This is a genomic window from Neobacillus muris, from assembly GCF_943193175.1.
GTDB lineage: Bacteria > Bacillota > Bacilli > Bacillales > Cytobacillaceae > Neobacillus > Neobacillus muris.
Genome location: NZ_CALPDF010000004.1, coordinates 96,038 through 115,018 on the forward strand (window position 1 = coordinate 96,038; position 18,981 = coordinate 115,018).

Annotated in this window: 19 protein-coding genes and 1 riboswitch; of the genes, 10 read left to right on the forward strand and 9 right to left on the reverse strand. The window is 41.5% G+C overall.

Annotated features, from left to right (window positions below; all coding sequences use genetic code 11):
- Positions 1-309: 309 nt before the first annotated feature.
- Complete coding sequence (locus tag NFS43_RS04470; protein ID WP_251549898.1) at positions 310-966, reverse strand: CpsD/CapB family tyrosine-protein kinase; 657 nt, start codon at positions 964-966, stop codon at positions 310-312.
- Complete coding sequence (locus NFS43_RS04475) at positions 953-1,687, reverse strand: YveK family protein (protein ID WP_251549900.1); 735 nt, start codon at positions 1,685-1,687, stop codon at positions 953-955. The genes NFS43_RS04470 and NFS43_RS04475 overlap by 14 nt, the downstream gene beginning before the upstream one ends.
- Positions 1,688-2,123: 436 nt before the next feature.
- Positions 2,124-2,239: riboswitch (SAM riboswitch) on the forward strand.
- Between the two features lie 143 nt (positions 2,240-2,382).
- Between NFS43_RS04475 and NFS43_RS04480 the strand changes: the two genes are divergently transcribed.
- The 8 genes from NFS43_RS04480 (at position 2,383) to NFS43_RS04515 (ending at position 12,761) form a co-directional block, all read left to right on the forward strand.
- On the forward strand, positions 2,383-3,495 hold the full coding sequence (locus tag NFS43_RS04480) for a methionine biosynthesis PLP-dependent protein (protein ID WP_251549902.1): 1,113 nt from the start codon (positions 2,383-2,385) through the stop codon (positions 3,493-3,495).
- Positions 3,495-4,682 (forward strand): cystathionine beta-lyase, encoded by a 1,188-nt coding sequence (gene metC / locus NFS43_RS04485; RefSeq protein ID WP_251549904.1) that lies wholly within the window; start codon positions 3,495-3,497, stop codon positions 4,680-4,682. Before NFS43_RS04480 ends, metC begins: the two co-directional genes overlap by 1 nt.
- Positions 4,683-4,685: 3 nt before the next feature.
- Positions 4,686-6,548: a bifunctional homocysteine S-methyltransferase/methylenetetrahydrofolate reductase gene (locus tag NFS43_RS04490; RefSeq protein ID WP_251549907.1), complete on the forward strand. Its 1,863-nt coding sequence runs from the start codon at positions 4,686-4,688 to the stop codon at positions 6,546-6,548.
- Positions 6,526-9,975, forward strand: a complete 3,450-nt coding sequence (metH, locus tag NFS43_RS04495; RefSeq protein ID WP_251549909.1) for a methionine synthase — start codon at positions 6,526-6,528, stop codon at positions 9,973-9,975. Before NFS43_RS04490 ends, metH begins: the two co-directional genes overlap by 23 nt.
- A gap of 139 nt (positions 9,976-10,114) precedes the next feature.
- Positions 10,115-10,528 (forward strand): MarR family winged helix-turn-helix transcriptional regulator, encoded by a 414-nt coding sequence (locus NFS43_RS04500; RefSeq protein ID WP_251549912.1) that lies wholly within the window; start codon positions 10,115-10,117, stop codon positions 10,526-10,528.
- A 13-nt stretch (positions 10,529-10,541) separates the two neighbouring features.
- A complete protein-coding gene (locus tag NFS43_RS04505; protein WP_251549914.1) occupies positions 10,542-11,756 on the forward strand; it encodes an MFS transporter in 1,215 nt (404 codons plus the stop codon).
- A 70-nt stretch (positions 11,757-11,826) separates the two neighbouring features.
- On the forward strand, positions 11,827-12,042 hold the full coding sequence (locus NFS43_RS04510; protein WP_251549916.1) for a hypothetical protein: 216 nt from the start codon (positions 11,827-11,829) through the stop codon (positions 12,040-12,042).
- A 155-nt stretch (positions 12,043-12,197) separates the two neighbouring features.
- On the forward strand, positions 12,198-12,761 hold the full coding sequence (locus NFS43_RS04515) for an FAD-dependent oxidoreductase (protein ID WP_251549918.1): 564 nt from the start codon (positions 12,198-12,200) through the stop codon (positions 12,759-12,761).
- Positions 12,762-12,864: 103 nt separating this feature from the next.
- On the opposite strand, the gene NFS43_RS04520 is transcribed toward NFS43_RS04515, so the two are convergent.
- From NFS43_RS04520 to NFS43_RS04545, 6 genes are all read right to left on the reverse strand, one after another.
- A complete protein-coding gene (locus NFS43_RS04520) occupies positions 12,865-13,260 on the reverse strand; it encodes a cytosolic protein (RefSeq protein ID WP_251549920.1) in 396 nt (131 codons plus the stop codon).
- Positions 13,261-13,315: 55 nt separating this feature from the next.
- Positions 13,316-13,492: a hypothetical protein gene (locus NFS43_RS04525; protein ID WP_251549922.1), complete on the reverse strand. Its 177-nt coding sequence runs from the start codon at positions 13,490-13,492 to the stop codon at positions 13,316-13,318.
- 179 nt (positions 13,493-13,671) lie between these two features.
- On the reverse strand, positions 13,672-14,892 hold the full coding sequence (locus NFS43_RS04530) for a helix-turn-helix transcriptional regulator (protein ID WP_251549923.1): 1,221 nt from the start codon (positions 14,890-14,892) through the stop codon (positions 13,672-13,674).
- Between the two features lie 248 nt (positions 14,893-15,140).
- The gene (locus NFS43_RS04535) at positions 15,141-16,079 is read right to left on the reverse strand and encodes a magnesium transporter CorA family protein (RefSeq protein ID WP_251549924.1); all 939 of its coding nucleotides are present in this window, start codon (positions 16,077-16,079) and stop codon (positions 15,141-15,143) included.
- 228 nt (positions 16,080-16,307) lie between these two features.
- The gene (locus NFS43_RS04540) at positions 16,308-17,204 is read right to left on the reverse strand and encodes a cation diffusion facilitator family transporter (protein ID WP_251549925.1); all 897 of its coding nucleotides are present in this window, start codon (positions 17,202-17,204) and stop codon (positions 16,308-16,310) included.
- A 27-nt stretch (positions 17,205-17,231) separates the two neighbouring features.
- A complete protein-coding gene (locus NFS43_RS04545; RefSeq protein ID WP_251549927.1) occupies positions 17,232-17,369 on the reverse strand; it encodes a hypothetical protein in 138 nt (45 codons plus the stop codon).
- Positions 17,370-17,463: 94 nt separating this feature from the next.
- Between NFS43_RS04545 and NFS43_RS04550 the strand changes: the two genes are divergently transcribed.
- Entirely contained in the window at positions 17,464-17,658 is a 195-nt protein-coding gene (locus NFS43_RS04550) for a YozQ family protein (protein WP_251549928.1), read from the forward strand.
- Between the two features lie 67 nt (positions 17,659-17,725).
- On the opposite strand, the gene NFS43_RS04555 is transcribed toward NFS43_RS04550, so the two are convergent.
- Positions 17,726-18,526, reverse strand: coding sequence for a TraR/DksA C4-type zinc finger protein (locus NFS43_RS04555; protein ID WP_251549929.1), 801 nt, complete (start codon positions 18,524-18,526; stop codon positions 17,726-17,728).
- 211 nt (positions 18,527-18,737) lie between these two features.
- Here NFS43_RS04555 and NFS43_RS04560 point away from each other — a divergent pair, with 211 nt between their 5' ends.
- Positions 18,738-18,929: a hypothetical protein gene (locus NFS43_RS04560; RefSeq protein WP_251549930.1), complete on the forward strand. Its 192-nt coding sequence runs from the start codon at positions 18,738-18,740 to the stop codon at positions 18,927-18,929.
- Positions 18,930-18,981: the final 52 nt, after the last annotated feature.

Consider the following 18,981-nt stretch of genomic DNA (forward strand, 5'->3'; position numbering starts at 1 on the left):
TCAACGTGATAGATCATCTCCCATAGGCCATTTTTATCTATTTTTTTGCAAAATATCACTTCCTTAAAAAAATTTAGCTATTTGTTCTTTATAAAGAACATATAGCTAAATTTTTTTATATAATATCGGGCATCTAACCCGCCCTCACATCACACTACCGACGACCTGCGTCTAAGGTCCTAAACCCACAGCATAACCGAGTGCCTCCATAGATAATGGCAAGGAGGCATCGCCTAAATATTAATAGATCCATTTATAACGAACATATTCATTATTGAGAACGAAACATGTAAAATTTTTTTGCTTGTTTCATTCCTGTATAATGACACCAATAAGATTAGCCTTGGCAAATTCTAATACTTTTTTCGCTTGGAGAGCTTCATCACTTAATGTCTTTCCACTTTGAATCACTAATACTACACCATCGCATTGATTTGCTAAAAGCTTTGTATCTGTCAGCTCTAATACCGAATGAGAGTCAATTAAAACTACATCATACGATTTCAAAGAGGAAACCAATAACTCATTCATCATCATGGATGACAGTAACTCAACTGGATTTATTGGAATTAAACCACTTGTTATTACATCCAATCTCCCTACGTCAGTATGATGAACTGCGTTGGATAATGATGATCTGCCAGTAAGAACATCTGTTAATCCTATAGAATTGGGAAGATTAAAAATGATATGCAAAGAAGGATTTCGTAAATTGGCATCTATTAATAAAACCTTTGTCTTCTGTTGAGCCATTGAGACAGCTAAATTTGCTGCTGTCGTCGATTTTCCTTCTCCTTTGTTTGGTGAGGTGATCAGATAAGTTTGTTTTTTGTTATCATCTACTGAGAATTTAATATTAGCTTGAATCATTCGATATTGTTCAGAAATGATAGACTCCGGATATGAGTAAGCAATTAAAGGTCCACGCCTATTTATTCTGCTTTGTCTTTTTTTAATTAAAACCACTAGTTTCCCCCCTTGCTTCCAATTTCACTTCCTTATTAACTCTCTTATTCAAATTTCTTTTACTTTGTTTTGGTACTCTTCCTAAAACAGGCAATTCTAATATTTCTTCAATTTCATTTTCGGTCCTTAATGAATCATCTAACGAATCTAAAAGGAATATGAAACCAACTCCAATGACGATGCCTGCTATTAAACCTATTAATGGCCAACGGTCGCCCTTTTGATTTATTGGCCAAGAATTAACTTTTGCATCAGATAATAACCGAACTCCATTAAATTCCATAATCGTTGGTATAACCTCTTTAAATACTCTTGCAGTGGTGTTGGCAATTTCTGCTGCACGCTCCGGATCTTTATCTGTGACACTAATGCTAACTACTTGGGAGTTTTCAATACTTCCCACTGTAATTTGGCCTGATAATTCTTCAGGAGACTGCGGCAAATCTAGTTCCTTTACCACCTTATCTAACACGGCAGTATCTTTAATAATTACCTGTAAAGTATTTCTGTTTTCTGTGGGAGCCTCGATAATTATTCTGGAGGATGCTTGATAAATGGGTGTATTATTTTTTTGACCATAGTAGGCACCTAGTCCGGTTGTAATAATAGCAATCACTATAATAATCCATAATCTCTTTTTAATTACTCGGATTATTCCTTTCAAATCTATATCATTTGCTCTTTTTTTCTTTTGAGTATCCAATTTGGTAAAACTGCTCAAATTAATCCCCCCTTTTAAAGGATTGTTATGTATATTGTAAATCTATCTTTAGTTTAGTTCTTTAAATAGAACAAGTCAATGTGTTTTTTTGCAATTAATAAAATTTTCAAATATCAATTTGGGCAAATCTGCTGAAAGGAACTCCTTTCATAGTAATCTAATTAGAAGTTTCAAAACATTAATCCAGCAGTATATGGATTATCATATGATAAATTATTAACAATTAGAATTAATAGTACAGAATAAAGCCTATAAAAAGTTCTTTATTAAGAACATTTTATATTAGCTATAATACTGCCCTTGACAATTAGTGTCAACTAAAGATAAAAAGAAAATATTGTACGGCGGATTATCTTATAAGTCCAAATTGACGAAAAACTAATTGACAACTTCATAAATTTATAGTAAATTTTATAAATAATTCAAAAAAATAAATTTCTTATCAAGAGAGGTTGAGGGAAGGGCCCGATGACACCTCAGCAACCTTCAATGGCATTCTCATTGAAAAGGTGCTAAGTCCTGCAAATTACTGAGTAGTTTGCAAGATAAGAAGAATGACAATTGGCCGTATACAAAAGTCTTCTTCTTATAGAAAGAAGACTTTTTTTATTGAGTAAAGCTTTACTGCCTTATAGCGTTAAAGCCTTTGGCTTTCTTAACAAAAATAACAAATTACTTACCAAGGAGTGTGCGTCATGTACAAAATTGATACCAAGCTTGCCCAAATAGGCAACCGCAGTGAAACAGCCACAGGAACCGTAAACCCGCCAGTGTATTTTTCCACAGCTTATCGACATGAGGGAATTGGACGTTCTTCCGGGTTTGACTATATTCGAACAGGAAATCCGACACGACAGCTCCTTGAAAAAACCATCGCTGACCTTGAGGGCGGCGACCAAGGATTTGCCTGCAGTTCAGGGATGGCAGCCATCCTTACCATCCTCTCGCTATTCGAATCAGGAGATGAATGGATTGTCAGCGAAGATTTGTATGGCGGTACCTACCGCCTGCTCGAGCAAGGCTTCAAAAAATGGGGCTTAACCAGCCATTATGTGAATACCTGTTTGCCTGACGAAGTGGAAAAGAAAATTAACGCAAACACCAAGGCGATTTTTCTTGAAACTCCAACCAACCCATTAATGCAGCAGGCTGATATCGCCGCCATCTCAAAGATTGCCAAACAGCACGGCATCTTGCTTATTGTTGACAATACTTTTTATACTCCCGTCCTGCAGCAGCCGATTCAGCTTGGAGCAGACATTGTGATCCATAGCGCCACCAAGTACTTGGGCGGCCACAATGATGTGTTAGCAGGGCTTGTGGTAGCTAAAGGAAAAGAACTTTGTGATGCTTTGGCGTTCCACCACAATGGAACAGGTGCCGTTTTAAGCCCATTTGATTCATGGCTGTTAATGCGCGGCATGAAAACATTATCGCTTCGCATGAAACAACATGAAAAAAATGCGAAAGCAATCGCAGAATTTCTCGGCAGCCATGATGCTGTTACGGATGTCCTCTATCCAGGGCAAGGCGGAATGCTCAGCTTCCGGCTTAAAGAAGAAGCTTGGGTAGATCCGTTTTTACAAAGCATTCAACTAGTTACTTTTGCAGAAAGTCTGGGAGGAACGGAAAGCTTCATCACCTATCCTGCCACTCAAACCCATGCCGATATCCCGGAAGAAAAACGAATTGCTTCAGGTGTCGATAATCGCTTATTGCGTTTCTCAGTCGGCATCGAAGATTCAGAAGATTTAATCAGCGATCTGGCGCAAGCTTTAGCCATCGTTAAAGAAGGAGTGATTGCGTAATGGCTTCTCAAGAGTACAGCTTTGAAACCAAACTGCTTCATAACCAGCATAAAATTGATCCGGTGACCGGTGCCGTCAGCGTCCCCATCCAGCACGCATCTACCTTTCATCAGTTCGATGTTGACAGCTTTGGCAAATATGATTATGCACGCAGCTTAAACCCGACAAGGGAAGCCTTAGAAGATGTCATTGCCGAATTAGAAGGAGGAGTTAAAGGTTTTGCATTTGCATCCGGCATGGCGGCGATTTCCACCGCTTTCCTTCTTCTTTCATCCGGAGATCATATCGTGATTACCGAGGATGTTTACGGTGGAACGTTCCGGATGGTAACGCAGGTACTGACCCGATTCGGAATTGAACATACGTTTGTTGACATGACCGACCTCGGCCAAGTCAGACAGGCCATTCAGCCAAATACAAAAGCATTTTATGCAGAGACACCGTCCAATCCGTTATTGAAGGTGACCGATATCAGGGCCATCAGCCAAATTGCCAAGGAAATTGGCGCCCTTACGTTTGTTGACAACACGTTTTTGACTCCTGAACTGCAAAAGCCGCTGGAGCTTGGGGCGGATATTGTGCTCCACAGTGCGACTAAGTTTTTGGCCGGCCACAGTGATGTCGTTGCCGGTTTAGCCGTCGTCAAGGATGAAGAATTAGCCAAAAGGCTCTATTTCCTGCAAATTTCATTTGGCGCTGTTCTTGGTCCCCAGGATGCTTGGCTTGTTCTTAGGGGAATTAAGACGCTTCATGTACGGTTGGAACAATCACAGAAATCCGCTTTAAAAATAGCTGAATTTTTGGCGGAGCATCCGCTGATTGAAAATGTGTATTATCCAGGATTAACCGGCCATCCACAGAAGGAGCTGCAGGAATCGCAGGCAAATGGGGCCGGAGCAGTATTGTCCTTTGAATTGAAGGATGAGACAGCACTTCGCGAGTTTGTCTCACATGTCGAGCTGCCTGTCTTTGCGGTCAGCCTAGGGGCTGTGGAATCGATTCTTTCCTATCCGGCAAAAATGTCACACGCGGCTATGCCGCAGGATGAGCGGGAGAAGCGCGGCATTAAAAACAGCCTGCTCCGCCTTTCCGTAGGACTTGAAAATCCGGATGATATAATCAACGATTTTTCTCAAAGCTTAGAAAAGCTTCAACATAATCAATTTGCCTTCCACCAAGGAGAATAAATAATGAGCTTTCTCGAAAAATTAAAAAATCAGATCCTAATCGCTGATGGTGCCATGGGCACCCTGCTTTATTCGTTTGGTGTGGATTCCTGCTCTGAAGAATTAAACTTATCCCATCCTGAGCAGATTCAAAATATTCACCGGGCTTACATTGACGCTGGAGCCGATGTGATTCAAACCAATACGTATGCAGCCAACTATTTAAAGCTGCAGCGCTACGGGCTGGAAGACTCGGTAAAAGACATAAACAGCGCGGCCGTACGTCATGCCAAACTGGCAGTGGAAAATAAGGCCTATATCCTCGGGACAATGGGCGGCAATCGCGGGGTGAAGCCCACTTCCATTTCTTTGGAAGAAATAAAACGAAGCTTCCGTGAACAATTATATTGCCTTCTTCTGGAAGGGGTTGATGGGATTCTGCTTGAAACCTTCTATGACTTTGAAGAGCTCGAAACAGTCCTTGCCATTGCCAGGAAGGAAACCGGACTGCCTATAGTCGCTCAGGTTTCCCTCCAAGAGCCGGGTCTTCTGCAGAACCACACTCCAGTAACGACCGCTTTGAAACGTCTGGAAGAGCTGGGTGCTGATGTGGTTGGACTTAATTGCCGGCTGGGACCGCATCATATGCTGCAGACTTTGGAGCAAATTGAACTGCCTAAACACGCCTATTTATCAGCGTATCCAAATGCCAGCCTTCCTGCCTATACGGACGGCAAGTTCCATTACGAAGGGGATCCTGAGTATTTTCGAAAATCAGCAGAAGAATTTCGAAATCAAGGAGTCCGGCTGCTGGGAGGCTGCTGCGGGACCACTCCTGACCATATTCGAGCATTCGCTTCCGAATTAAAAAATCGGAAACCGGTGACTGAAAAAATCATCAAGCAAACACGGGCAGCTGTGATCGTAAAACAGCATGAGCCAAAACGGGACTTTGTCCCCCTTCAAGACATTGCAAAGGAACGGCCATCCGTGATTGTTGAATTGGATACACCAAGAAAGCTGGATACAAGCAAATTTTTCGAGGGAGCCAAAGCTTTAAAAGAAGCCGGAATCGATGCCATAACCATGGCTGACAATTCATTGGCACAGGTTCGAATTTCCAATGAATCATTAGGATATTTAGTCAAAAAAGAACTAGGGATCAGGCCGCTGATTCATATTTCCTGCCGTGACCGCAATATTATCGGCCTGCAATCCCATTTGATGGGGCTGCACACTTTAGGTATGCATGATGTGCTGGCAATAACGGGTGACCCGGCCAGAGTCGGCGATTTCCCAGGAGCATCCTCCGTTTATGATGTGTCTTCCTTCGAGCTCATTCATATGATTAAACAATTGAATGAGGGCTTATCCTATTCTGGAAAGGACTTAGGGCAAAAAACGGCCTTTAGCATCGCGGCAGCGTTTAATCCAAATGTCCGCTCGGTAGAAAAAGCGGTAAAACGGCTGGAGAAAAAAATTGAACACGGTGCCGATTATTTTATCTCCCAGCCCGTCTATTCCGAAGAAAAGCTGATCGAAGTCTATGAAACTACGAAACATCTAAAAGTACCGATTTATATTGGCTTGATGCCGCTGACCGGAAGCCGGAATGCCGAATTTCTCCATAATGAAGTCCCGGGAATCAAAATTACCGATTCCATCAGGGAACGGATGGCCCAGCTAAAGGACAATCCCGTACAGGCCGCACGTGAAGGAGTGGCTATCACCAAATCCTTAATTGATGCAGCACTTGATTTATTCAATGGAATTTATTTAATTACACCATTTTTACGCTATGAGCTGACGGCGGAACTGGCGAATTATGCCCGTCAGCGTGCGCATGAACGGAGGGGAAACAGCTATGTCGAAACCACCATTTACTGAACAGCTGAAGAAGCGGATTCTCGTCATGGATGGAGCCATGGGAACCATGCTGCAGCAGGCTGGACTTTCTGCTGCAGACTTTGGCGGAGAGGCCTATGAGGGCTGCAACGAAAACCTAAATTTAACTGTGCCATCCGTTATTGCCAAGATTCACCGGGAATATCTAGAGGCTGGTGCTGATATCATTGAAACCAATACTTTCGGTGCCACCAGCATTGTTTTGGATGAATATAATCTTGGGTATAAAGCTTATGAAATCAATAAACAAGCAGCAGTCATTGCCGTGACCGAAGCTGAGAAGATATCGACAGAGGACTGGCCGCGTTATGTAGCCGGTTCTATGGGACCGACGACCAAAACCTTAAGTGTCACCGGTGGAACAACGTTTGATGCGCTGGCTGAGGCTTATGAGGAACAGGCACTTGGATTGATTGATGGCGGCGTGGATTTGCTTCTTCTCGAAACGAGCCAAGACATGCTGAATGTCAAAGCCGGCTTTACCGGGATTGAACGAGCCTTTGAAAAATCCGGAAAAAAACTGCCGTTATTTATTTCTGGTACAATTGAACCGATGGGCACCACGCTAGCCGGGCAGTCGATTGAAGCATTTTATATTTCTGTAGAGCATATGAACCCCATCGCAGTTGGCTTAAACTGCGCGACAGGACCTGAATTTATGCAGGACCATATCCGTTCCCTTGCCAGCTTATCCGGAACAGCTGTCAGCTGCTACCCAAATGCCGGTCTTCCCGACGAGGAAGGGCATTATCATGAAACACCAGAAACTTTATCGAAAAAATTAGCTGATTTTGCCGCCCATGGATGGTTGAATATTGTCGGAGGCTGCTGCGGGACCACACCAGCCCACATTCAGGCAATTAGTGCAGCTGTCAAACCCTATCCGCCAAGGGAATTCCATCACAAATCCATCCATATGGTCTCCGGTATTGAACCGTTTATTTACGATGATCCCACACTACGGCCAATCATGGTTGGTGAACGAACCAATGTCATCGGGTCGCGTAAATTCAAGCGGCTGATTGCCGAAGGGAAATTCGAGGAGGCGGCCGAAATTGCCAGAGCACAGGTTAAAGGCGGTGCCCATGTAATCGATATCTGCCTTGCTGACCCGGATCGCGATGAGCTTGCCGACATGGAGAATTTCATTAAAGAAGTAGTAAAAAAAGTAAAAGTCCCGCTTGTCATTGATTCCACAGATGACAAAGTGATTGAAACAGCACTTAAATATACCCAAGGGAAAGCGATCATTAACTCGATTAATCTGGAAGACGGCGAAGAACGATTTCAAGCTGTTGTTCCGCTAATCCATCGATACGGCGCAGCTGTTGTTGTTGGTACGATTGATGAAAAAGGCATGGGCGTTACGGCTGAGAGAAAATTAGAGATTGCCAAACGTTCCTATGATTTACTTGTAAATCATTACAAGTTGAAGCCTGAGGATTTAATTTTTGACCCATTAGTTTTCCCTGTAGGCACTGGTGATGAGCAATACATCGGATCAGCACAGGCAACTGTTGATGGCATTCGCCTGATTAAAGAACAGCTCCCGGGTGTCCAGACCATTCTCGGGATCAGCAATGTGTCTTTTGGCCTGCCGCCGGTGGGAAGGGAAATATTGAATTCGGTGTTCCTCTATCACTGTACACAGGCCGGTCTCGATTATGCGATTGTGAATACGGAAAAGCTTGAGCGATTTGCATCCATTTCGCAAGAGGAGGCTGAACTGGCCGAGAAGCTTTTATTTCACACCACTGATGAGACACTGGCTGTTTTTACAGATTTTTACCGTGATAAAAAGAAAGAAGCAAAAGTGGCCGTCTTGAATTTAAGCCTGGAAGAACGGCTTGCCTATTATGTTGTCGAAGGGACAAAGGAGGGACTGCTTCCTGATTTAGACCAGGCACTCTCCTCCTACTCTGACCCGCTGGATATCATTAATGGGCCGCTAATGGACGGGATGAAAGAAGTTGGACGGTTGTTTAATGATAACCAGCTGATTGTTGCAGAAGTCCTCCAAAGCGCGGAGGTTATGAAAGCAGCTGTTTCCCATTTGGAGCCCCATATGGAAAAAGGCAATAACGCTTCTGTCAAAGGCAAGGTCCTGTTGGCCACAGTGAAGGGGGATGTTCACGATATCGGAAAAAACCTTGTTGACATTATCCTTAGTAATAATGGTTACCAAGTCCACGACCTAGGAATCAAGGTTACTTCTGCCGAATTAATCAAAGCGATTCGCGAAGAACATCCTGACATGATTGGTTTATCAGGACTGCTTGTAAAATCTGCCCAACAAATGCTCTTGACAGCACAGGACATGAAGGAGGCCGGCATATCTCTGCCGATTTTGGTGGGCGGTGCGGCTCTTTCCCGCAAATTCACGGATACCAGAATTGCCAAAGAATATGACGGACTTGTGCTTTATGCGAAGGATGCGATGGCTGGTTTAGCCCTCGCCAATCAGCTGCAGACCCCTGAGGAACAGGAAAAGCTGCTTATCGAGAAGCAAGAAAAACTGGCTGCTGCCCAAATTCCAAGAGACCTGCCAAGCAGGACCACCAGCTCAGTAGCCGTGAAAGTGAAACCAACTGTTTCCATTAAAGTGCCCGTTTTTGTTCCGAAGGATACGAAAAGGCATGTATTAAAATCGTACTCCCTTTCCCATGTTGAACCCTATATCAATATGCAAATGCTGCTGGGCCACCATCTTGGGTTGAAGGGGAAAATCGCGAAACTAGTGGAAGAAAAGGATGAAAAGACTCTTAAGATTAAAGAAGTAGTTGATCAATTAATTAAGGATGCCGGCACGAATCATTGGATTACTCCAAGGGCCGTCTATCAATTTTTCCCTGCCCAATCGGATGGAAACAAAGTTTATATTTACGACCCAGTAGATCATAGTCAAGTGATTGAAACCTTTGATTTTCCGCGTCAGGAATCCGAACCATTTTTATGTCTGGCAGATTATTTGAAAACGGTCGGCAGCGGCGAGATGGACTATGTTGGCTTCTTTACCGTCACTGCCGGCCGTGGAATCCGGGAAAAAGCGGATGAATTCAAAAATCAAGGGAGATTTTTGGAAAGCCACGCACTTCAAGCATTGGCTCTTGAGAGTGCAGAAGGCTTAGCCGAATTAATCCATCGGCAGATGCGCGACCGCTGGGGGTTTCCGGACCCGATTGATTTTACGATGCAGGAGCGGTTTGCCGCGCATTACCAAGGACAGCGTTATTCCTTCGGATACCCGGCATGTCCGGATTTAGAGGACCAAAAGAAGCTATTTAAGCTCTTATCCCCTGAGGAAATCGGTGTCCAATTGACCGAGGGCTGCATGATGGAACCCGAGGCCTCTGTATCAGCCATGGTATTTGCCCATCCAGAAGCAAGATATTTTAACGTAATGAGATAGTCTTTTTAACAAAAAGCCGCGAAGGAATCAACAATCTTCACGGCTTTTTGCTGCGTTAAAAATGTGAATATTCCTTGACAGTTTCCTATTTTTGTCTTATAGTTACCTAGGTAACTATTTTATTATTTGGAGACATTTTATGATCATCCACGAACTATTTCATACTCTTCACCAACTTTCCCGCCATCTCACCAACAAACTGAACGAAGCCTTGAAACCTGCCGGACTGTACAGTTCCCAGTGGGCTGTTATATATGTTCTTAAAACAAAAGGTTCGATCACCCAAAAAGAACTGTGTGACTACCTTTCAGTGGAAGCACCGCCAATGACCCGGACCATACAGCGGCTCGTTAAACAAGGATATGTAAGGCAGCAGACCGGCCAGGATAAACGGGAGAAACATGTCCAACTAACGGATGAAGCCCTGGCTCAGTACCCAGAATGGGAAAAAATTGTATCTGAAGTGAATAACCGCTTATTAAGCCAGTTTCCTGAATCCTCTCAAAAAGAGCTATTATACTTACAAAAAAACTGGTTGAAACAACTTGATTAAAGGAGTGCATCGAATGAACAAACCAAAATTATGGACGAAAGATTTCATCAGTATTTCATTAAGTAACTTTTTTGTATTCTTATCATTTTATATTTTGCTGGTCACTCTTCCCAGCTATGCATTGGATGATTTGCACAGCAGCGCTTCACAAGCAGGATTAATGACGACTATCTTCCTATTATCCGCTATTATTTCCCGTCCTTTAGCAGGGCAATGGCTGGAACGTGCAGGCAATAAAAAAGTGCTGATGACCGCTTTAATTCTATTTGCTGCTGCATCGCCGCTTTACTTTATTCCAGAAAAAATGTTTGGATTTCTCCTGATTCGTTTGCTTCATGGAGTTGGTTTCGGAATGGCTACAACAGCTGTCGGGGCCATCGTTGCTGATATCATCCCTGCTTCACGCAGAGGTGAAGGAATGGGATATTTTGTTTTATCCACGAACATGGCAATGGTTTTAGGACCCTTTGTCGGCTTGATGACTATCCAGCAATGGGGGGCTAAAACAGTATTTGCTCTCAGTGTTGTGGTTGCTGTTGCTGCCATGTTTACGGGTTTAAGTGTAAAAATTCCAAAATCTGAAGCACCTGGCCAAATTGAAGTTCTTTCCACTTTTTCATTTCGCGGACTGTTTGAAGCATCAGCTGTACCTATCGCCATTGTCGGCAGTTTTTTTGCAATTGTCTATTCAGCTCTTCTTTCCTTCGTATCGATTTATGCGATTGAGATTCATGTAGAGCAAGTGTCCAGTCTATTCTTTGTTGTTTATGCAGTCATCCTATTATTGTCACGCCCGTTTACAGGAAAATGGCTGGATCAATATGGCCCTAACGTGCTCGCCTATCCGTGCATCATTTTGTTTGCCATCGGCATGCTATTGTTAAGCAAAAGCTCTGGCCCGGTGCTGTTTTTAGTCTCTGCCGGATTAATCGGCTTAGGCTGGGGAACCTTATTCCCAACCTTCCAAACTATCGCAATCCAGGATGCCGAACCTAGGAAAAGAGGATTGGCCACAGCCACCTTTTTATCGATCTATGATATTGGCGTCGCCTTAGGTTCCTTTTTAGTAGGGTTAATTGCTGCAAAAATGAGCTACAGCTCTTTATATTTCCTATTTGCTTTCTATATCCTTATTGGCATCATCCTTTTCTACTTTTTGCATACTCGAAAAAAAGCAGCCCCTGTCCAAGAAAAGGAGCAGCAGTCATCCAAAATGCAAGAAATATAATTTTTCCTCTTTCAATCTCCTTCAAATGGTATATAATGGAATGAAACCATATTGGAGGAGTGAAATCTAAATGGCAAAATCACAAGCCAAAAAACTTCGTGACAAACTCTCACGTGAAGGAAAACTAAACCCGGAAACTAAAAGAAGCCCCTTTGTTTTTACAGATATGCGAACCAGAACGACAAAAACGAAAAAAGATCAATTATACCGGCAAAAGCACAAGAACCGTCAAATCCCAGATGGAAATGATGGTTCTTTTTATTTTTTCCTAAATGTTATGTTTTGAATCTTCTGCCCCTTCTTCTTCCTGAATCTGGAATTGGAAACAGCCAAATCTATTTCGCCTTTCCAAAGTTTTGAATTAGGCATATCATTTTACTTTCTATTGCGGCAGGGAGATAATATTACTGTTAAACAATTATTTTAATGGAGGTAATCAGCATGTATGATGTAGTAATTGTTGGTGCCGGACCTGCCGGTGCAAGTGCAGCTATTTTTACAGCAAAGGCTGGTAAACAAACATTAGTTATCGACAATGACAAGAGCGTTACCAAACGGGCTTGGATTGAAAACCATTATGGAGTTAAAGAAGTGGCTGGACCTGATTTGGTTCAAACAGGCAAAGATCAAGCTGCCAAATTTGGTGCAGAATTTGTACAAGCTACCGTGACGAATATCAGCAAGACTGAAACCGGCTTAAAGGTTGAGACCGATCAAGCAGTATATGAAGCAAAACATGTTGTGATTGCTACAGGTATGCTGGCTGACTTAGCTGAAAAAGCTGGGTTAAATACTAAACCTGGCACTGAGCCAAGAGTGAAAACCATTCTTGACGTGGATGCCAATGGAAAAACGAATGTTGAAGGCATCTGGGCAGCTGGAACGATTGCTGGTGTCAGCATGCACACCATCATTACTGCCGGTGACGGTGCAAAAGTTGCCATCAACGTCATTAGCGAATTAAACGGCGAACGTTATGTTGACCACGATATTCTAAAAGCTTAACGTTATTTCAAGGCTGAATTTATGAAAATAAAGGCACTATGTCCTATTAGGACCAGTGCCTTTTGTTATTTTTCAACTTAAGTTATTTAGCCCCAAATCGGATTTAAACTTCGATATCTCGCCCCGCATCCACAACATGAAAAATCAGGTGGGCTAAATGATGGATGGGACCATATTCCGCTTCGTCTTCCTCGGTTTCCTCTTGATAATTGAGGTCCTGCAAGAACAAAGCCATAAATTCATAAAAGTCACTTAGCTGAAAGGCGTAGCAGCCTGCCGGATCCTCATTGCCTTCCTCATAATGGAGAATCATGTAGGAAATCGCTCCATCCTTGTCTGCACCATCAAAAAATACAAATAGCCCAATATTCGTATCAAGCTCAAATAGATGTCTTGTGCCGCCTTCAGTGGCTTTTTCGAAGTCATCCTCGCTTAATTTTTGGACTAGCATTGCATCGACATGATCTTCTTGATGAAAACTTACTGAAAATGATTGCATCGTATCCTCCTTAATCCTTTGCCATACATTATTATGGATAGTGTCTCCCTAAAAATCAATTCTCATGATCCTTCGTATCCTCTTGATCCTGCTCGTTTAAATAGGGATTTTCCGCAGCGGTGGCAAAGCTGACGGACAGCAGGCTCATTTCTGGGTCCAGTCCATACAGCCCCTTCACCCTATTATCTTCAAATTCGCCGCCCTGAAATTGCGGTTCCTTCTTAATCTCCATCATCTAATCACCTCATTCACAAAGTATTATGCACAAAAAAATCCCTGACATGAGTCAGAGATTTTTTTATTATACTGGAGGCAGTATAGGGATATTTACACCTTTAGTTGCAACAAATAATGCAAGGGCTGAAATAGCAAATAAAATGGCTGTTCTCTTTTTCATTATAAAATACCCTCCTAAATAATTTTATGTAAATATTTAACTGCAGCAAAAGCCATCCCTTTTTGGGTATAGTGTTCTGCTAGCAATTTGTAAAATTGGCTCATATATTCCTTTAATTCTTTATTCTCCTCAAAATAAGGAATAACTTTTGTTTCTAAATGCTTAATCGCCTTCTCCGGGGAGTTCATTTTTAGTAAATAAAAATCAGACAATAAAATAAATTTTCTAATTTTGCGTTCCCTGGAAATTAAATTAACTTCTTGAAAACACGACTCAGCCCTTTGAAATTCTTCGTTACTATAGTGGAGTTCTCCGATGGAGTAAAGCGTAAACAGATAGTGCTGATTCACTTCACTTTGTAACGAAAGGCTTTTTTCATAGTAGTACAAAGCTTCTTTGTAGTTGTTTAATTTAGTTTGCAAATGGCCCATATTATGATAAATCTGAGGAAGTAATTTTTCCTCCTTTAGTATCTCTGCATTACGGATCGAATGCTTATAGCATTCAAGTGCTTCTTCATAAATATTAGAATCGGTATAACTAATCCCTAGAAGCATTAATGTATGAAGCACCCTGATAAAATTGTACTGATTTGAATAGATTTCCAATGCCATTTTGCCAAAATGAATAGCATGACTGGATTCATCCAGTGACACTTTAACAAGTGCTCTGTGATAGAGGAATTCACCGCTGAGTGATTCATAATGAAAATCATTATAAAGACTTTCTAATAATTCATCAGCTTCCTTATATTGGTTCTTCAATATTAAAAATACCGCATTATAATAATGAAATAAATACTCTTCGTATTGGGAAAAATTTTTCTTTTGTTTATACAATAGGTCCTTTTGTACTTCGGCTTCAGCCAGAAATCCTTTGAATAATAGATACCTATATTTGTATAATTCATATGTATACATATATTTTGAGAACGGAATAATATGCTCTATTTCTTTAAGTTTAAAGTAAATGCCGTCTATTTCATCTATCAAGAAATAGTTAATTTTATCACTAAACTGTCCTAACAGTAATTGTATTTCTCCCTCTTTTTCTTCTATCTCTTCAAAGCTGATATTCAGTCTGTCAAGCAGCAGATCAATCGTATCTTTATTTGCTTCTTTCGAATTGTTCTCAATTTTGCTTAGATGCGGAACAGAGCATATCCCTTTAGCAAGCTCCGCCTGTGTCATTCCCTTTTGTGTCCGATAGAATTTTATCAAGGCTCCAAATTCCATGATTACCACCAGGCTTGCCTTTCTTTTTTCCTTAATTTTACTACAAAACCGCTTTCGTTGACATTATTTTGGCTGATTATTTTTAAAATAACGACAGTTCCAGCCATTAAGTATGGATATTGGGAAAATTTTCAGTTTTCCGTCGTATTTCATAAGAAAGGTGCAAATTTTTTTATGAAAAATAAGCAAAATTGACGATTGTCATCCTTAGATTTCATAAAAATACCAGCCTTTCAAAGGCTGGCATTCTAGAAATATTTCTTTTTCCAAAAAACAAATCCTGTTATCGAAGACAAGACCAAGCATATCAGCAAAGCGATAATAAACGCATGCGGACTATGCTGGAATGGCAGCTCCACGTTCATCCCATATAAGCTGAATACCATGGTTGGGAACGATAGAATAATAGTAATCGAGGTTAAGAATTTCATGACAATGTTCAGGTTATTAGAAACAATGGATGCGAAAGCATTCATCATCCCCGTTAAGATGGTATGATAGGTTTCCGCCATCTCAATGGCCTGGGTTTTCTCGATAATAACGTCCTCTAATAAATCCTTATCTTCCTCATACATTTTTAAATAGTTGAACCGCAAAATTTTATCAAGCACAACCTTGTTAGATTTTAAGGATGTTGTAAAATAGACCAAGCTCTTTTCTAACGACAGAAATGCATAAAGTTCTTTATTTTTTAATGATTCGTGAACAACGCGCTCAATTTCATTTGTTTTCTTATTAATTTGTTTCAAATAACGGAGATAGTAAGAAGAGATCACAAAAAGAAGCTGCAACGCGAAGCGTGTCTTCTTGAACGTAAAAAATTCTTTTACACGATTTTTTCTAAATTCATCAATAATCGGAGAATCTTTTAGTGAGACAGTAATAATGTTATCTTCCGTTTGAATAATGCCGATTGGAATTGTTTCATAAACCTCAAGTCCGTTTTCATCATGAACGATATAAGGAAAGTCAACGATGATATAGATCCTGCCCTCATCACGTTCAATCCTCGGGCGTTCTTCGTCGTCCAAAGCGTCTTTAATAATGTCGATATCGACTTGAGCATCTGATGATACTCTTGCAATTTCCTCTACTGTAGGTGCATACATATTAACCCAGCAGCCTTTTGAGATCACGTCCACTTTTTCCAATACCCTTGTTTCGGTACTTTTAAAAATTTCCAGCATTGCAAAAACCTCCTCACTTACTTTGTTCGAGGAAGCCAATTACCTTTTCTTAGAGTTGATATTATTGCAGTAACCAAATCCATCAATTGAAAGAAACTATTGACTTCCCCTTGACTACTGGGGTCCGGGTCCATAGAGTAACTCAACAATATCAACTCCTTTACGATATTATTTCCACTCCTATCATAAACCCTTATTTCGGAAAGTACAAACCAGTTTTTTTGGAAATTATTTTTCTTCCGGAAAATAAGGGTTCAAATGAATGAGCACTTCCCGGATATTATCATGCTGGTCCATCAGTTTTCGCTTGATGGTTCTTGCAAGGTCATGCCCTTGCTTAATCGTTTTAAAGTGATCAATGGCAATCCGCAAATCAACCAGAATGTAATGGCCATGCTCCCTTGCCCGGATACGGTCAATCCGTCTAACCTCAGGAAACTCACTTATAACAGCAATATATTCTTGAATTGTTTCGGTGTTAATATTCCGTTCCAGTAAAATGTCAAATGCCTCAGTCAACATTTCTTTGGCAATTTTAAAAATCAAATAGGCGACAAAAATACTAGCGGCTTTGTCTCCGTACAGTAGTATATGGATATCCAGCTGCCGGCCGATTATCGATAAAATGACACCGATACCGGCTGCGATGGAGGCAGCAATATCGGCTTTATGGTCAAACGCAATCGCTTCAATCGCCTTACTGTTATTTTGTTGAGCAACTTTTAATGAACTGCGGTATAAAAAAACTTTCGCGGCATAGGAAAATATCGCCACCCACATCGCAAGAATGCTCGGTGATTCCGGTCTTTGAAAGAACCCGATTAGTCCTTCATACACAACATAGAGGGAGACTAAGAAGAGCAGGATCCCCACAATCCCTGACACAATGACTTCTGCCTTGCCGTGCCCATAAGGATGTTCCTTGTCTGCGGGCTTATTGGCGATTTTAATGACAAGCAGGACGATGACCGATGCAAATACATCTGCTGCTGAGTGTATTCCATCGGCAAAGACAGCATCACTGTTGCCATACCAGCCAATGATGATTTTTCCTAATGTAAGGATGATATTGCTTATGACGCTAATCCAGGCAATCTTTTTTGCCAAAGCCTCTCTTGTTCCCATAAAGACCACCTTCACATTCAAACTGCCTTACTCTTCATTCCCTTGTTTCTCCAGTTTTAACCGTTCCACTTCCTCCACCACTGATATTCGATTAATTTGATCATGGAGGTAATGAAACGCCTGGTCTAATTGTTTGCGAGTGGGAAATCTTTTTTTACGATTCATTCTGTTCCTCAGCCTTTCAATAAAATTTTTAGAGTAATCCTTACGTAAATTGAAAAAAATAGCCTTGAATCACATTATAAAAGGAGTGGTAAAATTGGCCAAAAAAAATCAACCAAATGCTTCAGACATTGCCGGACGTGTTTATAATCATGAGGATTCCCAAAAAGGTGACGCTCTCGCCATCACGCATGAGCAGGTCATGGACTCCTATATGGAGGGTGAAATTGGCGGTGTCATGGATCAAGTAGCCGGCAAAGATATTCCGCTTGGGCAAGACGACGCCGAGTAAAGCAGTAAAATCAGAGAAAACAGCTCTCAAAGTGAAAGCTGTTTTCTTTTTTTAATGTGAATCTGAATTATGGCCTTTGATCCACTCTATTAGGATCATGAGGCTCTATATAATTGTCAGCCTCTTCCACGTATGGATCATGTTCAAAAGCGGGCAAGTCACCGAAACTGGTCATAATCCCTTCTTCATCAAGCGCCTCTTCATACCGTTCATGCTGCGGATTCGGATAAACAGTAATATTTTTTCCATACATATCATTTCCGACGAAATTTTCATAGTCCTCCACATAGCCTTCGCTTTCTTCCGCTTCAGTAGAAACATCGTTATAATGGTCTTTCGTATAAAAGAAGTCGGATGGAGATTCACTTGTGCCCCACTGGGAGACGACTTGCCAGGCATCCTCGGCATCAAAGGCGACATTTTCATCCTGTTCATCCATGTCAAATTTGCCAAATGGCGGCATCAACACGCCCTCTTCCAGCGGCCGTTCACGGGAAATCACTTGATCCGGGCTATGCTCGATACAATGAGTTGTGTTTGGAATGGCCTGCAGCCGTTCTAACGGAATCTCTTTCCCGCAAACCTCACATTTCCCATATGTGCCCTTTTCCATTGCCGCCAAGGCACGGTCCACATTTTTCAGCTCCAGTTCATAATGTTCCTTTAAGGCAATGTCTTTTTCCCTTTCATACAGCTCTGTTGCATCGTCAGCTGGGTGATTATCGTAACTGGATAATTCACCTGTTGATTCATGGGAATGCCCCCGTTCAAGACCGAAATAATCATTTTGGTCAAGCCTCGCCTCTATATCACTTTTTTCCTGCAATAATTGTATCCGCAAATCGGCCAATTGCTCAGTTGTTAACATTTTGCATACCCCTTTCATTTAGAAAAGCGCGGTTTGTCATCTTTAGGCTGATTTTTTATATAGTTCTTTTATATTGTCATTGTTTTTACGGATGAATATGTAATAAAGTGATATTTCAAAAAGTGGGAAGTTTTTCCCGTAACATGAAATAAAATCCCAATATTCACCTTTTCCATTCTGAATAAGTTTAGATTGTCCGTGTATCTTAAAAATGAACACAGAAGGAAATGAGGAGATATCGATGGTAAATGAAAACTTTGATAAATTCAGGCAAGTTCAGAGCAAGCATCAGTCAACGTATTTAGGAACTGGCCGCAAGCAGCAGCCCGGCTTGAATGATAGAGACTATAATAACCAAAGCAACACCGACAAATCAATCGGTGCTGCCGGAAGAGACCTGTAGTGGAACAAGGGTTGGGGTGCGCCTCAACCTTTTTTAACGACAAAGCTACTCA